The organism is Yersinia enterocolitica subsp. enterocolitica, assembly GCF_901472495.1.
Taxonomy (GTDB): domain Bacteria; phylum Pseudomonadota; class Gammaproteobacteria; order Enterobacterales; family Enterobacteriaceae; genus Yersinia; species Yersinia enterocolitica.
On record NZ_LR590469.1, the window covers coordinates 2,171,333 to 2,186,666 of the forward strand.

Sequence of the window (15,334 nt, forward strand, 5' to 3'; positions counted from 1 at the left end):
GGCGAGTCTTATTTCAGATCGTCGGTATAGCCTAAGCTGCGCAATGCACGTTCGTCATCTGCCCAGCCGGATTTCACTTTCACCCACAGCTCAAGATGCACTTTAGCTTCGAACATTTGTTCCATGTCCTGACGGGCTTCGATACCGATGGTTTTGATTTTTGAACCTTTATTGCCGATGACCATTTTCTTCTGGCCTTCGCGTTCCACCAAAATCAGACCATGGATGTTATAACCACCGCGCTCATTTGGTACGAACTGTTCAATTTCCACTGTCACAGAGTAAGGCAATTCCTCACCCAGGAAGCGCATTAACTTCTCACGAATGATCTCTGACGCCATAAAGCGCTGAGAACGGTCCGTGATGTAATCTTCCGGGAAATGATGGTCAGCTTCCGGCATATGCTTGCGCACGATGCTGGCGATAGTGTCCACATTCATCCCTTTTTCAGCAGAAATAGGAACAACATCCAAGAAATTCATCTGCTGGCTTAAGAACTGGATATGAGGCAACAGCTTAGTTTTATCTGTTACGTTATCGACTTTGTTGATAGCTAATAATACCGGGCATTGCAAACTGCGCAGCTTATTAACTACCATTTCATCGTCAGCAGTCCAGTTCGTCCCTTCAACCACAAAAATAACTAATTCTACATCACCGATAGAGCTACTTGCCGCGCGATTCATTAAGCGGTTAATCGCACGTTTTTCTTCAATATGTAGCCCTGGGGTATCAACATAAATGGCCTGATAAGGCCCTTCAGTGTGGATCCCCATAATACGGTGACGTGTGGTTTGCGGTTTACGTGAAGTGATGGAGATTTTCTGCCCCAGCAATTCATTCAGCAAGGTAGATTTACCCACATTCGGGCGACCTACAATCGCAATAAAACCACAATACGTTTTTTCTACTTCGCTCATTCAAGCTCCAACTGTTTCAGCGCTTGTTCCGCTGCCGCCTGCTCAGCTTTACGGCGACTTGAGCCGGTACCTATTACCGGTTCATTCAAGCCACTCACCTGGCAGTGGATAGTAAATTCCTGATCATGTGCTTCACCACGAACCTGCACAACCAGATAAGAAGGTAATGGCAGATGACGGCCCTGTAAATATTCTTGCAGGCGCGTTTTTGGATCTTTCTGCTTATCACCGGGGCTGATTTCTTCTAATCGACTGTGATACCAGGCGAGAATCAGCCGTTCAATCGTATGAATATCGCTGTCTAAGAATATACCGCCGATTAACGCTTCGACTGTATCTGCCAAAATTGATTCCCGGCGGAAACCACCACTTTTCAATTCACCCGGCCCAAGGCGTAAACATTCACCGAGGTCAAACTCACGGGCCATTTCGGCTAGCGTATTACCTCTAACCAAGGTTGCTCGCATCCGACTCATATCCCCTTCATCAACACGAGGGAAACGGCGGTACAACTCATTGGCAATAACGAAACTTAATATAGAGTCACCCAGGAACTCCAAACGCTCGTTATGTTTGCTACTGGCGCTACGATGAGTCAGTGCTTGCAGCAAGAGCTCCTGCTGTTGAAAAGTGTAGCCCAGCTTCCGCTGTAGCCTATTTATTACGATGGGGTTCATGAGTTACCAATAGATCAAGAATGCGTCAAAAACTACAGCAGACGGAACAGGTCTGATCGGCCAATAATACCAAGACAAAACTGTTTCGTTTGCAGTGGCCCCCATAAAAGAGCCAACTTTTATCGCTCGAAAGGTTATTCTACAACGAGTGGAAATATAATGCTGCGTTTAAATACCCTGCGGGCTTGAAGTGACAGCGGTATTCAGTGCCGCTGTCACCCCGATGACTCAAGGTAGAGCCAGTATTAATGTATTCCACCAATACGACTTAAACGCACACCCGTTGGCCACTCACCTTCTTGCTTTTCAAAACTCATCCAAATAGCAGTAGCTTTGCCGACCAGATTACGTTCTGGCACAAAACCCCAGTAACGGCTATCTGCGCTATTATCCCGGTTATCACCCATCATAAAGTAATGACCTTCTGGAACAACCCATACACCTAATGGCTGATTAGGTTGTTGATAATAAGCACCTAGCTGCTCCTGGCGCCCAGGAACGGTCAAAATCTGGTGTGCAACCGGGCCGAGGGTTTCGGTACGCTCTCTCAAACGCACACCACCACCAGGTACAGCCTGATTTAGCGGAATTTGGAAGAAACCGGCAGAAGCCTCACCATTACCGCTATAACGGAATGTTTGCACGAAATCGCTAGGCTCAGATGCACTGTAAGTAATCGGCAATGCGCTATCACAAGAAGAGCCGGTATTACATGCTGGCTGAACCGTTACTTCTTTACTGATCGGATTATAACTTACGCGGTCGCCCGGTAAACCCACCACGCGCTTGATATAGTCCAAACGAGGGTCTAACGGGTATTTAAACACGGCAATATCACCGCGTTTTGGATGCCCGGTAGGAATCAGCGTGGTTTGAGTAATTGGGTCTTTAATACCGTAAGCAAATTTCTCTACCAGAATGAAATCACCGATCAACAACGTGGGCATCATCGAACCAGAAGGAATCTGGAAGGGTTCGTAAATAAACGAACGCACGATAAATACCAGAGCTAACACCGGGAAGACTGAAGCACAAGTCTCTATCCAGCCCGGCTGTTTTGCCGCCGGTGCCAGAGTCTTGTTATCAACAGCACTCCCGGTTTGCGCCTTGATAGCCGCAGTTTGCGCATTAACAGCCGCAATTTTTGCCTGACGGGCCGGCCCCCATTTGAATCGCTCGAAGCACCAGATAATCCCTGTCACTAGCGTTGCTATTGCTAAAATCAAGGCAAACATGTTAGCCATCAAAACTCCTTATTTACTGTCTTTTCCGACGTGCAGAATAGCCAGGAAAGCCTCTTGCGGTAATTCAACGTTACCGACCTGCTTCATACGTTTTTTACCGTCTTTCTGTTTCTGCAGAAGTTTCTTCTTACGGCTAACGTCGCCGCCATAACACTTCGCCAGTACGTTTTTACGTAGCTGTTTCACAGTCGAACGAGCAATAATGTGGTTACCGATCGCGGCCTGAATCGCAATGTCAAATTGCTGGCGCGGGATCAGTTCTTTCATTTTCTCAACCAGATCACGGCCACGATACTGTGCGTTATCACGGTGAGTGATGAGCGCTAAAGCATCAACACGCTCATTGTTGATTAATACATCAACACGTACCATGTCGGAAGTCTGGAAACGTTTAAAATTGTAATCCAATGATGCATAGCCACGAGAGGTAGATTTCAAGCGATCGAAGAAGTCGAGTACCACTTCAGCCATTGGAATTTCATAAGTCAGTGCCACTTGGTTACCGTGGTAAACCATGTTGGTCTGCATACCGCGTTTTTCAATACACAATGTAATGACGTTACCCAAGTATTCCTGTGGCAACAGCATATGACATTCGGCAATAGGTTCGCGCAGTTCTTCAATATTATTCAGAGCGGGCAGCTTGGAAGGGCTATCAACATAGACCGTTTCCTGAGCAGTAGTAATCACTTCGTACACCACCGTTGGTGCCGTCGTGATAAGTTCCAGATCGTACTCGCGCTCCAAACGCTCCTGGATAATTTCCATATGCAGCAAACCAAGGAAGCCACAGCGGAAACCAAAGCCCAATGCAGTTGAACTTTCTGGCTCATAGAACAAGGAGGCGTCATTCAGACTCAACTTGCCCAATGCGTCGCGGAAAGCCTCATAGTCATCGGAGCTAATCGGGAACAGACCAGCATAAACCTGTGGTTTGACTTTCTTAAAACCAGGTAATGATTTTTCAGCTGGGTTACGGGCCAATGTCAACGTATCGCCGACTGGCGCGCCAAGAATGTCTTTTATCGCACAAACCAACCAGCCTACTTCACCGCAACTCAGCACGTCACGATCAACACGTTTTGGCGTAAAGATACCCAAACGGTCGGCGTTGTAGCTCTGGCCTGTACTCATGACCTTAACTTTATCGCCTTTTCGCAACGAACCATTCTTGATACGGATTAATGACACTACGCCCAGATAGTTATCAAACCAGGAGTCAATAATAAGCGCCTGCAATGGGCCGTCTGGATCGCCCTGAGGCGGCGGAATATCGCGCACCAGCCGTTCAAGGATATCAGGTACACCTACGCCGGTTTTTGCCGAGCAACGAACAGCATCAGTTGCATCAATACCAACAATGTCTTCAATTTCTTCAGCAACCCGCTCAGGATCAGCAGCAGGTAAGTCGATTTTATTCAGAACTGGAACCACTTCCAGATTCATTTCCATCGCGGTATAGCAGTTTGCCAGCGTCTGAGCTTCAACGCCCTGCCCTGCATCAACAACCAATAAAGCCCCTTCACAAGCCGCCAAAGAGCGGGAAACTTCATAAGAGAAGTCAACGTGACCAGGGGTATCGATAAAGTTGAGTTGATAGGTTTGACCATCTTTCGCGTGATAATCAAGTGTCACGCTTTGTGCCTTGATGGTAATACCACGCTCACGCTCCAGATCCATGGAATCCAGTACTTGAGCCGCCATTTCACGCTCAGATAAACCACCACAAATCTGGATAATGCGATCCGACAGTGTCGACTTACCGTGGTCAATATGGGCAATAATAGAAAAGTTTCTTATGTGCTTCATTTATATGAATTTTTCTCTAGTCGTTGTCTTTAATTAATTATTGGTGGACACAGCGATGGACTCAAACCCAAAACTACCCACATAAATATGCACGCATCTTACACTGTAAGTCAGCCTCGTGAAAGGCATCACACTTAGCTTGTTAGCTGATTTATGCTGTTAAAAGTTGCCAATACCTTTCTGTTGGCCGCTATAGTGAAGATGCAATCCTGATTCAACGACTTACTGCATCTCTATTTCTTCAGTATAAATACTTATTAAATCACTTTAGGAAAATGCTCATTTACCCTATAGATAAATAACCTAGAGTACTAGTGTGACTGTGTAATAACCAAGTGAAATATCCTCTTGGCGGCAGAAAGGAGAATATTATGATTGACGAAGGAAAAATACTTAGCCGCCATGAGTTAAGAACTAAAAACTCAAAACTAACCATTGGCATAATAATATTTTCATTAGGATTAAGCTTCGTAATAATTAGTTTATCACTAACAACAGCTATTTTTTCAACTCCCTCTATTCTTTCAATTTTATGCGTTGCCATTGCCGGTATATCACTGAGTTTACTGTTATACTCGCGCCAATATGATAATCCGATATTTACCTATTTCCTTTATGAAAAAGGCGTGCGTGTTTTTAATCATCATACTGGAAATGTTTATTTCATATCATTTAATAAGATAGAATATATTTATAAATATCACGCAGGAATAAACCCCAATGGAAAAATTAACGCCATGGCATTCCGCACATCAAAAAATCAGCCTTGGAATATTATCATTAATAATATCACCAACGCATACCCTCTCATGAATACTATAATCCATCAGCAGGTTATGAATGTTGGGTTAACAAGTTTAAATGGATTATCGCGAGGAAAAACAATCGTATTCGATATCGTACGGGGAAATGACATTTGGTTAAAGCTACTAATATTTAATTTCATTAAGATAAAAAAAATACAAATAGATACCATCCCACTTTCACTTAGTGCGCACTCATTAGTGACAACAAAAGGTACTATTAATATTGAAGATATACAGCGTATAGAAACCTTGCGTGAAGCACAGCATGACAAAATACGACTATTTGATGCAAAAGGTAACGTACTTTTTTCAATAGACTACTCATCTCTTATAAGTGCTGATCTTTTTATTGCCCTGCTGGAACACATGATACAGAACCGAATACCAGCCTATTACGGCTAATAAAAAATGAATAATTACTCCTGCTGGATACGTATAGCTGCCGGCGGTAAACTAATCTGCAAAACCGTGGGTTGATAATCGCTTTGCCCCTCAATCTTACTCGCTATAACCTTGGCTAATAAAAATCCAAAACCTGCCCCCAAAATAGCACCCAGAGCGGTAAAGGCATCGGTAATAAATAAGGCTTGAAACAAAGCACCACCCGCAATTAATCCGACTAATGGGGTCAAATAAACCAAAGCAGCAGAGCGCAATAAGCTACCCTCACTGATCCCAACCTCAACCTTTTGTCCTGGTTCAAGTGGTTGCGAAATTGTTATTCTTAATTGGTGTTCCGACTCTGGCCCCAATTCATTTAAGAGATGGCTACCACATCCAGTACGAGCATTACAGCTTCCACAACCAGAATGTGGTTCACAACGTAAAAGTGCTACCCCATTTTTCCATGAGATAACTGTTGCCCATTCCTTTATCATTTTGCAGACTCCAAAACGATACTATCGGCAATACGCTTAGCTGTTGAAGGGGGCAACTCACCGACTACGGTAATTTCTACATTATTACGTGCTTCTGTATGAACCGTGCGGCGTCCTTGGCGCAGTGATTGTTCGGAAGGCGCATCTTTGCCAGCAGGATTCACATTAACTGAAAAGCTAAACAAACCATCAGAGTAGAGCCGTGATTCAGTTGCTGTATCCATATTAGGCAATGTGCGGCGACTACGCGAAACCTCAGTAACACCCTCAGGTAACCAACGCGGAGCCCAAGCGAAATCCACCTTGTTCTTTGCTGGCAAAGCAAGCAACGGTGGCAGAGGAAGCTTTAATACTCCTCGCAGAATCTCCTGAATCGGCTCGCCGACAGCAAAAGAAATCACACGAAATTGCTCAAGTGTTTCACCATCACGATCCAACAGATCTACCCGCATCGGTAGTTTTGTTGTCTCATCCATCCAAATAATATAGCTATATCGCGTACTATCACGGGCAACTACGCGAATGACCTGGCATGGCCTATCGGCAATGCGGGCGCGGCCTAGTGCAATATAATTATAATATTTTGATAGCTTTTCAAAATCAGGAAATACAACAGAAGGTAAAGCATCAACAATATGCTCACCGCTCAACGTGAAAGAGTCAAACCCTGGCTCGAAATAACTAATCTCGTCACCACGCTGTATGATCTCGGTACGCGGACCATCCATACGCAGTAATTGCGCTAGCGTTTTTTTATCCAGGATGGCATGGCGATAGCGAAGAGAATCGATCCCTTGCTTGTTAACGTTTATGTACGATAACTCATAATTGAGCGATTGGCTGGCAGCGCTCATGTCCTGCAACATTGCTATCGGCGCTGTCTCCGCCGCAGCAATTGTTGGCATGAACAGGCTGCCCGCCATTAAACAGACGGAGAACCAAAGTTGCTTCATTACTGCTGCTGCATTCCTAAGGACTGAGTTCCAGGGACCTGAATAGCGGCTTGTGTAGATGCTGAAGGCACCTGTGACACATCAGTTTGCGGCAAACGACGTTGCAATTCAAAATCTTGCAATTGCGTCATCATATTAACGCGGCGACGTTGCTCTTGAACTTGATGCTGCTGAGACGTTCCGAAAGAACCATCAGCAGGCACACCAAAGCTGACAGGTGATGCTTTACCCATCATCGGTAATGTATTAAAAGCCGGTGCTTCTGGCTGTAAGTTGCCGGATGCCGGTTGGTTATACTGCTGAACGCCCACAATAACGGCAAGCGAAACACACGCAGCAACCCCAACTTGAGTAATCTGGCTAGCCCATGGGCGAACTTTTTGCCAGAAAGGCATTTTCTGCCAGACATGAGGTTGCGGCTGAGATTCAGGCACAGCAATAGGAACAAAACGAGCAGGCTCATTTTTGAGCGCCTCTGCGACACGGCTGGCGATATCCAGATGCAAGACTTCACCAACGTCCCCCCGCAGGGTATCACGGATTAAATGATAGCTCTGCCAGCTTTGCTGTAGCGCTTTATCTTTAGATAAAGAACCTATCAGCTCACTATCAAGAGTTTCTCCGTCCATCAGAGCGGAAAGCTTTTCTTTCTGCATGCCAAATACCCTTTGTTTGTCCGCTTATCGCTGAATCAGCGGCTGAACTTTGTTATCGATAGCCTCTCTGGCACGGAAGATACGGGAACGAACAGTACCGACCGGACAGTCCATAATAACAGCTATCTCTTCATAGCTTAGACCATCTAACTCCCTGAGTGTAATCGCCATCCGGAGATCTTCAGGAAGAGACTCTATGGTTTTAAAAACTATCTGCCTCAATTCTTCTGACAACATTAAGTTCTCAGGGTTCGATATTTCTTTCAATGCACCTGCATTTTCGTAATTTTCAGCATCATTTGCATCCACATCACTGGATGGTGGACGCCGCCCCTGAGCGACTAAATAATTTTTCGCCGTATTAACAGCAATACGGTACAGCCAAGTATAAAAGGCACTGTCGCCACGAAACGATTCCAGGGCTCGATAGGCCTTAATAAAAGATTCTTGAACTACATCAGGGACATCGCCCTGAGGCACGTATCGGGATACGAGGCTCGCAACCTTATGCTGGTATCGAATTACCAGTAAATTGAACGATTGCTGATCACCTTTCTGGACCCGTTCAACCAGCATCTGATCCGTTAACTGCTCGCTCATCCGAGGTGAACTCTCCCGAAATCTATCCCCACGCTAAAAGTAGTACTGCCAGCCATATCTTTATTTTCCTGAGCAAGCACACGCTTGGAGTTTATAAAAGTTGCAAAGTTCCATGTTGCCAGATTATTTGTCTGAATATTCTTTAGACATCTTATAGCCATAGCTTTTGCTCTGGCAGATAGGCTAACATGAATTTCACTCTTATTCTGCACACATCATACGATATGCAATCATCATCTGAACACGTAAGCGATGTATTGATCATCGGGAGTGGCGCTGCCGGTTTGTCACTGGCACTGCGTCTCGCGCCACATTGTAAAGTCACCGTTCTGAGCAAAGGGCCGCTTAATGAAGGTGCCACTTTTTATGCTCAAGGAGGTATTGCTGCCGTTTTTGATGAAACTGACAGCATCAGTTCACATGTCGATGACACTCTGATTGCTGGGGCCGGGCTTTGCGACAAAGAAGCCGTCGAGTTTATTGCCAGCAACGCCCGCTCTTGTGTGCAATGGCTCATTGATCAAGGCGTTCTTTTTGATACCGAAACCAATGCCAGCGGCGAAGAACGTTATCACCTTACACGAGAAGGTGGTCATAGCCATCGCCGTATACTACATACCGCGGATGCTACAGGTAAAGAAGTAGAGACCACCCTGGTGGGCAAAGCAAGGGCTCATCCGAACATTTTAGTTAAAGAGCGCTGTAATGCAGTAGATCTTATCACGTCCAATAAAATTGGTCTGCCGGGGACAAAACGCGTCGTTGGCGCTTATATCTGGAACCGCGAATTAGAGAAAGTTGAGACTTTTCGTGCCAAATCTGTCGTGTTAGCGACAGGCGGTGCCGCAAAAGTTTATCAATACACCACCAACCCGGATATTTCCTCTGGTGATGGCATTGCCATGGCATGGCGTGCTGGTTGTCGGGTTGCTAATCTGGAATTTAACCAGTTCCATCCTACTTGCCTGTTCCATCCGCAAGCTCGCAACTTTTTACTGACCGAAGCCTTACGTGGCGAAGGTGCCTACCTAAAACGCCCAGATGGCAGTCGTTTCATGCTCGATTTTGATGCCCGAGGCGAACTCGCACCACGAGATATCGTCGCGCGCGCCATCGACCACGAAATGAAACGCCTTGGCGCGGATTGTATGTACCTCGATATCAGTCATAAACCCACCGATTTCGTGATGCAGCACTTCCCGATGATCTACGAAAAACTGCTGTCATTGGGTATCGACCTGACTAAAGAAGCTATTCCAATTGTTCCAGCCGCACACTATACCTGCGGCGGCGTGATGGTCGATCAACACGGTCGCACGGATCTGGACGGATTATATGCGATTGGCGAAGTCAGCTATACCGGCTTACATGGTGCTAACCGCATGGCGTCTAACTCGTTGCTTGAATGCCTGGTTTATGGCTGGTCTGCAGCCGAGGACATTCTTTTGCGTTTACCGACGGCCAAGCTGGCTCCGCATTTGCCAGACTGGGACGAAAGCCGTGTTGATAACTCCGATGAACGTGTTGTCATCCAACATAACTGGCACGAATTACGCTTATTTATGTGGGATTACGTCGGCATTGTCCGTACGACCAAACGCTTAGAGCGGGCCTTACGCCGCATAACAACATTACAGCAGGAAATTGATGAATATTATGCCAATTTCCGTATCTCTAATAACCTGCTGGAATTGCGTAATCTGGTACAAGTTGCTGAACTAATCGTGCGTTGCGCTATGGATCGCAAAGAGAGTCGCGGATTGCACTACACCCTTGACTACCCAGAGCAACTTGAGAATCCAAAACCGACCATTCTCCATCCATAATACTATTCAGGGCGCACATATTTTTGTAAGTACTATATTTTGTGAACACCAGATTTTATGAACACAAAGTATCGCGCCCTGCTTCCTCTTTTCCCGCGCTTTAATAACCCGCTAGTAGTTTAAGTAAAAATCGCTGATTAGTGCGCAGAACTCCGGTGAATACACCCCTTCCGATTGACGTAAATCCAGTTGCTGAAATTCAGTCTCACCAGCCTGGCGTGATAGCGTTAGCAATATGCGATGTAATGGCTTGCCGGGGCGATCTCTGATATCAACCTGGCAACGAATAAACCAATTTTGTTGTACGGCAAGACGCGAAAGTTCTTCCCCCAAATCGTGGGGTAAAACCACACAAAAGATACCGTCCTCTGTGATAAGCTTCTCCGCGCAGTTCAGTAAAGCATCGTGAGTTAAGGAGCCGGTGTAACGTGCAGTATCCCGAGCTTCATCACGACATGCGACCGCCGGAGCAAAATAAGGTGGGTTACTGACAATCAGGTCATACTGATGAAGATGGTTTTCAGCAAACTGGTGTACATCTTGCTGATAAATATGAACGCGCTCCGCCCACGGCGATTGTGCTGCGTTACTGCTTGCTTGTTGCGCCGCCTCAGGTTCTAGCTCTACACCATCAATCATGACTTCGGGTGTCGAACGCTGGGCAATCATCAAAGCAATAAGCCCACTGCCGCAGCCAATATCCAGCACTTTGCGCGCTTTTTCTACCGGTACCCAAGCACCAAGTAGGACACCATCTGTGCCCACTTTCATCGCGCAGCGATCATGTGCCACAAAGAATTGTTTAAAAGTAAAACCACCACCGCGTAACATCGGTTTTTTTTTCAATTGCTCGCCCACATTAGTCACCAGAATCTATAACCGGCGTAGCATAGGACAATATGATTGAAGGGAAAAGACATCATTACCGCTTAAACAGGTGAAGAATTCGGCTAACCCGTCTATAATCGGCGCCCCAAGTAGAGGAAGACCATGACTGTAACCAATTTTTCCGAACTCGATCTCGATGAACGCCTGGTTGACGCATTGCGCGACAAAGGCTATGAGCGCCCGACTGCCATTCAAGCTGCGGCTATTCCGCCAGCTATGGATGGGCGCGATGTATTGGGTTCGGCACCAACAGGTACCGGCAAAACTGCCGCCTTTTTGCTGCCCGCCTTGCAGCATTTGCTGGATTTCCCACGCAAAAAATCTGGCCCACCACGGATTTTGATCCTGACGCCAACTCGTGAGTTAGCCATGCAAGTGGCAGATCAAGCCCGTGAGCTTGCCAAGCATACCCAACTGGATATCGCGACCATCACCGGTGGTGTCGCTTATATGAACCACGCGGAAGTCTTTAGTGAGAATCAGGATATTGTAGTGGCGACAACCGGCCGCTTGCTGCAATACATCAAAGAAGAAAACTTTGACTGTCGGGCGGTAGAAACCCTGATTCTGGACGAAGCTGACCGTATGCTTGATATGGGCTTCGCACAGGATATTGAAACTATCTCGGCAGAAACCCGCTGGCGTAAACAGACCTTACTTTTCTCGGCCACGCTAGAAGGTGAAGCTATCCGTGAGTTTGCGGAACGCATCCTGACTGAGCCGGTAGAGCTGGAAGCTGACCCCTCACGCCGTGAACGTAAAAAAATTCAGCAATGGTATTACCGCGCAGACAATATTGAGCACAAAACTGCCTTGCTCGTGCATTTGCTGAAGCAACCAGAAGTACAGAAATCAATTATTTTTGTGCGTACCCGTGAAAAGGTACATCAACTGGTCAGTTGGTTACGCGAAGCTGGAATTAATGCCTGGTTCCTTGAGGGTGAAATGGTTCAGGCCAAACGTACCGAAGCCGTGATTCGTTTAAGCGATGGTCGGGTTAACGTTCTGGTTGCAACTGATGTGGCTTCACGCGGTCTGGATATCGACGATATCAGCCACGTGTTCAACTTTGATTTGCCGCTGACTGCTGACGTCTACCTTCACCGTATCGGTCGTACTGGCCGTGCAGGGCGTAAAGGGGTTGCTATTTCCCTGGTTGAAGCGCATGACCATTTATTGCTGGGTAGAATAGGCCGTTATCTGAAAGAGCCATTGAAGCCACGAGTGATTGATGAGCTGCGACCAACCAGTAAAGCACCGAGCGAGAAAAGCACAGGTAAACCGTCTAAAAAGGTTTTAGCGAAGCGTAAGGAGCTAAAAGAAGCCGGTAAAGAGAAAACGAAGGTTAAGGTTCGCCATCGCGATGCTAAGAATGTGGGTAAGCGCCGTAAGCCAAAGGACAAGCCCGATACCAAGAGTGCGAGTTAATTCTGCACCCTGACAAAAAAGCCGCTTATAAACAGCGGTTTGAGGTTAATGACAAAGTGCCCGTAACGGTGAAAACAGGCAGATCGTAAAGACGCCGTAAACCCCTCCCTGGGGGCTCGAGCCGCGCCCTCCTTGGCGCGGACGCTTTACTCTTCTACCTGCCTTCACCTTGCAAGATCGAGTTGTCGAGGTTTGTCAGCAGTCTGAAGCCGCTTATAAACAGCGGCTTTTTTATTTATTATCAAACGGATTCAAACTACAGAACCTGATTTTACAGTGAAGTGCTACTTTGGGCATTTCAGCCTCATTCAAGCGGTTCAAACTCTATTGCTGGTAAATCTCTGCGAGTTTTTTACCCCGCAACCAAACATTCAATTGCTGATATTTTTGCTGCATTTCAGCACTTTGGATGTTCAGCGGTGTCATCGCTAAATACTGTTGGAATGTCGCGCCCTGCTTATTACGGACTTCAGGATCAGCACCAGCTTTGAGCAAACGCAAAGCTAAATCCGGTGCATTGCTTTTACCAGCTAAATGTAACGGCGTATCACCCACACGATCGGCAATATTCGGATCAACACCAGCGACCAACAATAGGATCACCTGGATCTCGCGCCCCGCCATGATAGCAGCCGCTAAGGGCGTTGCGAGTGTCACACTATTTCTGGCATCAGGCCGAATATTGTTTTTAAGCAGAATTTGCATGTAATGCGCATCTTGCACAGTGGCAGCGGTGTGCCAGGCGGTATCACCCTGCATTCCGGGCTGAAAAGGATCTGCATGTTCTTGCAACAATGCCACCAAACTTTCAGGTTGTTGATTGAGGATAGCCCACTGCATAAGTGTCACTGCCTGCTCACCCTGCTGTTGCAGCAATGATTTAGTAGCTAACTGATGGATCTGCTTCACATTGCCATGAACAATCGCATCTGCAATTGGCATGACTAGCGGATCGGTAAATGCGATATTAATCTCTGTCATTGCCTGCCCCTCAAAACTGATTAATGGCATCAAAACACCGTAGATAGCGTAACGCAAATGGCGTTTCACTCTCATTGTCAGTGTTGATTCAGGCATACTGCCGCTCCCAAGGTTGTTGTTCATTCATGGAACTGAGCACTTTATCAATACCATGCGCCGCAAGGCTACGTTCGAGGTGTTTGTGTGGCAGCCAGTCATTTACCCCCGCCAGTTTATCGCTATTAGCCAATGTGATCTTATGGCCAATCGCATCAGGAATGAGTGAGGTTGACTCTTGAGTATCCGTCAATAAGTCATGTTGCTCACTATAACGTCGTATGCCACCCCCCTCCGCCGACTGCCGCGCCTGAGCAGGGTTCATGCCCAAACGATTTAATGTATGATCAGAAACACCGGCGGCATTAAATGTTACAGCAAAAGTCCCGCTGGCTAATGCAGCCGTGGCTGCCAGCCCACCGCCTAATGAATGGCCGGTAATGACCAGTGCATCACCAAATGCCATTTTAGCGGTTTTCCCCAGCGCAACAGCCTGATTATATTGAAAATCCTCATAACCTGTTGCTTGCCGGATATTACTTAACCAATCCTGAATATCATTGGTACCCGCGAAAGAGAGGACATACTGTTGATTATCACTGTAAATCCCAGCCTGAAACCCTGAAGCTGTATCAGATAGGCTCGCCGGATCTATCCCCGCCGAAAGCAACGCGGCATCACCCAACCGTGTAAATCCGCCGATGCTTCTCGCAGCAGGAGCGTAAACATCTTTCGCGAGTAATGCTAATGAATAGTCCGCTTGCTGTGATCCTTGTCCACTTGATATCGGTACATTGTCGCTGGCAGCTAAAACACGTTCACCACGTGATATTCCAAGGCTGGCCAGCATGCTGTAATAAACATCATTACCTACCTGAGTGGGAGTTAGGGAGGCGGGTTCTTTTTGAAGCTGGTTCGAAGACCCAACAGGAGTAGAGTTCTCTTTCTTGACCTGCTCTATTGGTTGCACCTGGTTCATCAAGTCTGCTAATGGAACAGGCCGGGCTAAACTAACAGATATACTCATGCCAACTCCTTGTCGATAGATAATCCCAATATTGAGTCAACCTCAATAACTTTATCTATCGACACATCGGATGAGTTCTTAAATGGAAATGGTAAGATTTATTTATATAAATTGAATATTGTGATCTCAGTCTAACTTCTCGATAAACAAATCACAGGAACAAAAAAGGGAGCCACAGAGGCTCCCTTCAGAATTTGAGACTTAATTATTATGACAAGAATTACAGGCTTTCTGTGAAAGTACGAGTAATCACATCACGTTGCTGTTCTGGTGTCAGTGAGTTGAAACGTACGGCGTAGCCGGATACACGAATCGTCAACTGAGGATATTTTTCCGGATGCTTGACTGCATCTTCCAGTGTTTCGCGGCGCAGAACGTTTACGTTCAAATGCTGACCACCTTCAACGCGCACCGTTGGTTGTACTTCCAACGGAATTTCACGATATTCGATCTGGCCTAACTCACTTGCCGGAACAATTTGATCTTCTGCATAGCCAGCTTTCGCGCAAACACAGCGTAGCTCAGCTTTTTCATCATCCAGCAGCCAGAAAGAGTTCAGCAAGGCTTCATTGTTAGCTTTAGTAATTTGAATACCAGTAATCATT

At 46.4% G+C, this 15,334-nt stretch carries 15 protein-coding genes; 3 read left to right on the top strand and 12 right to left on the bottom strand.

The genetic code is table 11. The annotated features are described in order from the left end of the window. Positions 1–8: 8 nt before the first annotated feature. From era to lepA, 4 genes are all read right to left on the bottom strand, one after another. On the bottom strand, positions 9–920 hold the full coding sequence (era, locus tag FGL26_RS10245; protein WP_005159414.1) for a GTPase Era: 912 nt from the start codon (positions 918–920) through the stop codon (positions 9–11). Beyond that, complete coding sequence (gene rnc / locus FGL26_RS10250) at positions 917–1,597, bottom strand: ribonuclease III (protein WP_005172746.1); 681 nt, start codon at positions 1,595–1,597, stop codon at positions 917–919. The genes era and rnc overlap by 4 nt, the downstream gene beginning before the upstream one ends. 245 nt (positions 1,598–1,842) lie before the next feature. After that, complete coding sequence (lepB, locus tag FGL26_RS10255; RefSeq protein ID WP_005172748.1) at positions 1,843–2,841, bottom strand: signal peptidase I; 999 nt, start codon at positions 2,839–2,841, stop codon at positions 1,843–1,845. Positions 2,842–2,850: 9 nt separating this feature from the next. Beyond that, the gene (lepA, locus tag FGL26_RS10260; RefSeq protein WP_005172749.1) at positions 2,851–4,650 is read right to left on the bottom strand and encodes a translation elongation factor 4; all 1,800 of its coding nucleotides are present in this window, start codon (positions 4,648–4,650) and stop codon (positions 2,851–2,853) included. A gap of 371 nt (positions 4,651–5,021) precedes the next feature. On the opposite strand from lepA, the gene FGL26_RS10265 reads away from it, so the two are divergent. After that, positions 5,022–5,858, top strand: coding sequence for a hypothetical protein (locus tag FGL26_RS10265; protein WP_005172752.1), 837 nt, complete (start codon positions 5,022–5,024; stop codon positions 5,856–5,858). 14 nt (positions 5,859–5,872) lie between these two features. On the opposite strand, the gene rseC is transcribed toward FGL26_RS10265, so the two are convergent. Genes rseC through rpoE form a run of 4 tightly spaced genes read right to left on the bottom strand, consistent with a single transcriptional unit; the run spans position 5,873 to position 8,543 of the window. Beyond that, complete coding sequence (gene rseC, locus FGL26_RS10270; RefSeq protein ID WP_005172756.1) at positions 5,873–6,334, bottom strand: SoxR-reducing system protein RseC; 462 nt, start codon at positions 6,332–6,334, stop codon at positions 5,873–5,875. After that, on the bottom strand, positions 6,331–7,287 hold the full coding sequence (rseB, locus tag FGL26_RS10275; RefSeq protein ID WP_005172759.1) for a sigma-E factor regulatory protein RseB: 957 nt from the start codon (positions 7,285–7,287) through the stop codon (positions 6,331–6,333). Before rseB ends, rseC begins: the two co-directional genes overlap by 4 nt. Then, complete coding sequence (gene rseA / locus FGL26_RS10280) at positions 7,287–7,943, bottom strand: anti-sigma-E factor RseA (RefSeq protein WP_005172760.1); 657 nt, start codon at positions 7,941–7,943, stop codon at positions 7,287–7,289. Before rseA ends, rseB begins: the two co-directional genes overlap by 1 nt. Before the next feature lie 24 nt (positions 7,944–7,967). Beyond that, on the bottom strand, positions 7,968–8,543 hold the full coding sequence (rpoE, locus tag FGL26_RS10285) for an RNA polymerase sigma factor RpoE (protein ID WP_005159396.1): 576 nt from the start codon (positions 8,541–8,543) through the stop codon (positions 7,968–7,970). A 224-nt stretch (positions 8,544–8,767) separates the two neighbouring features. Here rpoE and nadB point away from each other — a divergent pair, with 224 nt between their 5' ends. Beyond that, complete coding sequence (gene nadB, locus FGL26_RS10290; protein WP_005159392.1) at positions 8,768–10,369, top strand: L-aspartate oxidase; 1,602 nt, start codon at positions 8,768–8,770, stop codon at positions 10,367–10,369. Between the two features lie 111 nt (positions 10,370–10,480). Here nadB and trmN read toward each other — a convergent pair whose 3' ends face one another. Further along, positions 10,481–11,227: a tRNA(1)(Val) (adenine(37)-N(6))-methyltransferase TrmN gene (trmN, locus tag FGL26_RS10295; protein WP_005172767.1), complete on the bottom strand. Its 747-nt coding sequence runs from the start codon at positions 11,225–11,227 to the stop codon at positions 10,481–10,483. A gap of 132 nt (positions 11,228–11,359) precedes the next feature. Here trmN and srmB point away from each other — a divergent pair, with 132 nt between their 5' ends. Beyond that, positions 11,360–12,685: an ATP-dependent RNA helicase SrmB gene (gene srmB / locus FGL26_RS10300; protein ID WP_005172769.1), complete on the top strand. Its 1,326-nt coding sequence runs from the start codon at positions 11,360–11,362 to the stop codon at positions 12,683–12,685. 324 nt (positions 12,686–13,009) lie between these two features. Here the strand turns inward: srmB and FGL26_RS10305 are convergent, their stop codons facing one another. The 3 genes from FGL26_RS10305 to grcA all read right to left on the bottom strand — a co-directional run bounded on the left by FGL26_RS10305 (position 13,010) and on the right by grcA (position 15,333). Beyond that, complete coding sequence (locus FGL26_RS10305) at positions 13,010–13,666, bottom strand: ankyrin repeat domain-containing protein (protein WP_005172771.1); 657 nt, start codon at positions 13,664–13,666, stop codon at positions 13,010–13,012. Between the two features lie 88 nt (positions 13,667–13,754). After that, the gene (locus tag FGL26_RS10310) at positions 13,755–14,729 is read right to left on the bottom strand and encodes a Tle-like phospholipase domain-containing protein (RefSeq protein WP_005172773.1); all 975 of its coding nucleotides are present in this window, start codon (positions 14,727–14,729) and stop codon (positions 13,755–13,757) included. A gap of 220 nt (positions 14,730–14,949) precedes the next feature. Then, the gene (gene grcA, locus FGL26_RS10315) at positions 14,950–15,333 is read right to left on the bottom strand and encodes an autonomous glycyl radical cofactor GrcA (RefSeq protein WP_005166327.1); all 384 of its coding nucleotides are present in this window, start codon (positions 15,331–15,333) and stop codon (positions 14,950–14,952) included. Position 15,334 lies beyond the last annotated feature (1 nt).

What these genes read in the sequence shown, in the direction of transcription:
- rnc (WP_005172746.1), bottom strand. Translation starts at nt 1,597, where the DNA reads ATGAACCCCATCGTAATAAATAGGCTACAGCGGAAGCTGGGCTACACT.
- grcA (WP_005166327.1), bottom strand. Translation starts at nt 15,333, where the DNA reads ATGATTACTGGTATTCAAATTACTAAAGCTAACAATGAAGCCTTGCTG.
- rpoE (WP_005159396.1), bottom strand. Translation starts at nt 8,543, where the DNA reads ATGAGCGAGCAGTTAACGGATCAGATGCTGGTTGAACGGGTCCAGAAA.
- era (WP_005159414.1), bottom strand. Translation starts at nt 920, where the DNA reads ATGAGCGAAGTAGAAAAAACGTATTGTGGTTTTATTGCGATTGTAGGT.
- FGL26_RS10310 (WP_005172773.1), bottom strand. Translation starts at nt 14,729, where the DNA reads ATGAGTATATCTGTTAGTTTAGCCCGGCCTGTTCCATTAGCAGACTTG.
- FGL26_RS10265 (WP_005172752.1), top strand. Translation starts at nt 5,022, where the DNA reads ATGATTGACGAAGGAAAAATACTTAGCCGCCATGAGTTAAGAACTAAA.
- lepB (WP_005172748.1), bottom strand. Translation starts at nt 2,841, where the DNA reads ATGGCTAACATGTTTGCCTTGATTTTAGCAATAGCAACGCTAGTGACA.
- FGL26_RS10305 (WP_005172771.1), bottom strand. Translation starts at nt 13,666, where the DNA reads ATGACAGAGATTAATATCGCATTTACCGATCCGCTAGTCATGCCAATT.
- rseA (WP_005172760.1), bottom strand. Translation starts at nt 7,943, where the DNA reads ATGCAGAAAGAAAAGCTTTCCGCTCTGATGGACGGAGAAACTCTTGAT.
- srmB (WP_005172769.1), top strand. Translation starts at nt 11,360, where the DNA reads ATGACTGTAACCAATTTTTCCGAACTCGATCTCGATGAACGCCTGGTT.
- nadB (WP_005159392.1), top strand. Translation starts at nt 8,768, where the DNA reads ATGCAATCATCATCTGAACACGTAAGCGATGTATTGATCATCGGGAGT.
- rseC (WP_005172756.1), bottom strand. Translation starts at nt 6,334, where the DNA reads ATGATAAAGGAATGGGCAACAGTTATCTCATGGAAAAATGGGGTAGCA.
- rseB (WP_005172759.1), bottom strand. Translation starts at nt 7,287, where the DNA reads ATGAAGCAACTTTGGTTCTCCGTCTGTTTAATGGCGGGCAGCCTGTTC.
- lepA (WP_005172749.1), bottom strand. Translation starts at nt 4,650, where the DNA reads ATGAAGCACATAAGAAACTTTTCTATTATTGCCCATATTGACCACGGT.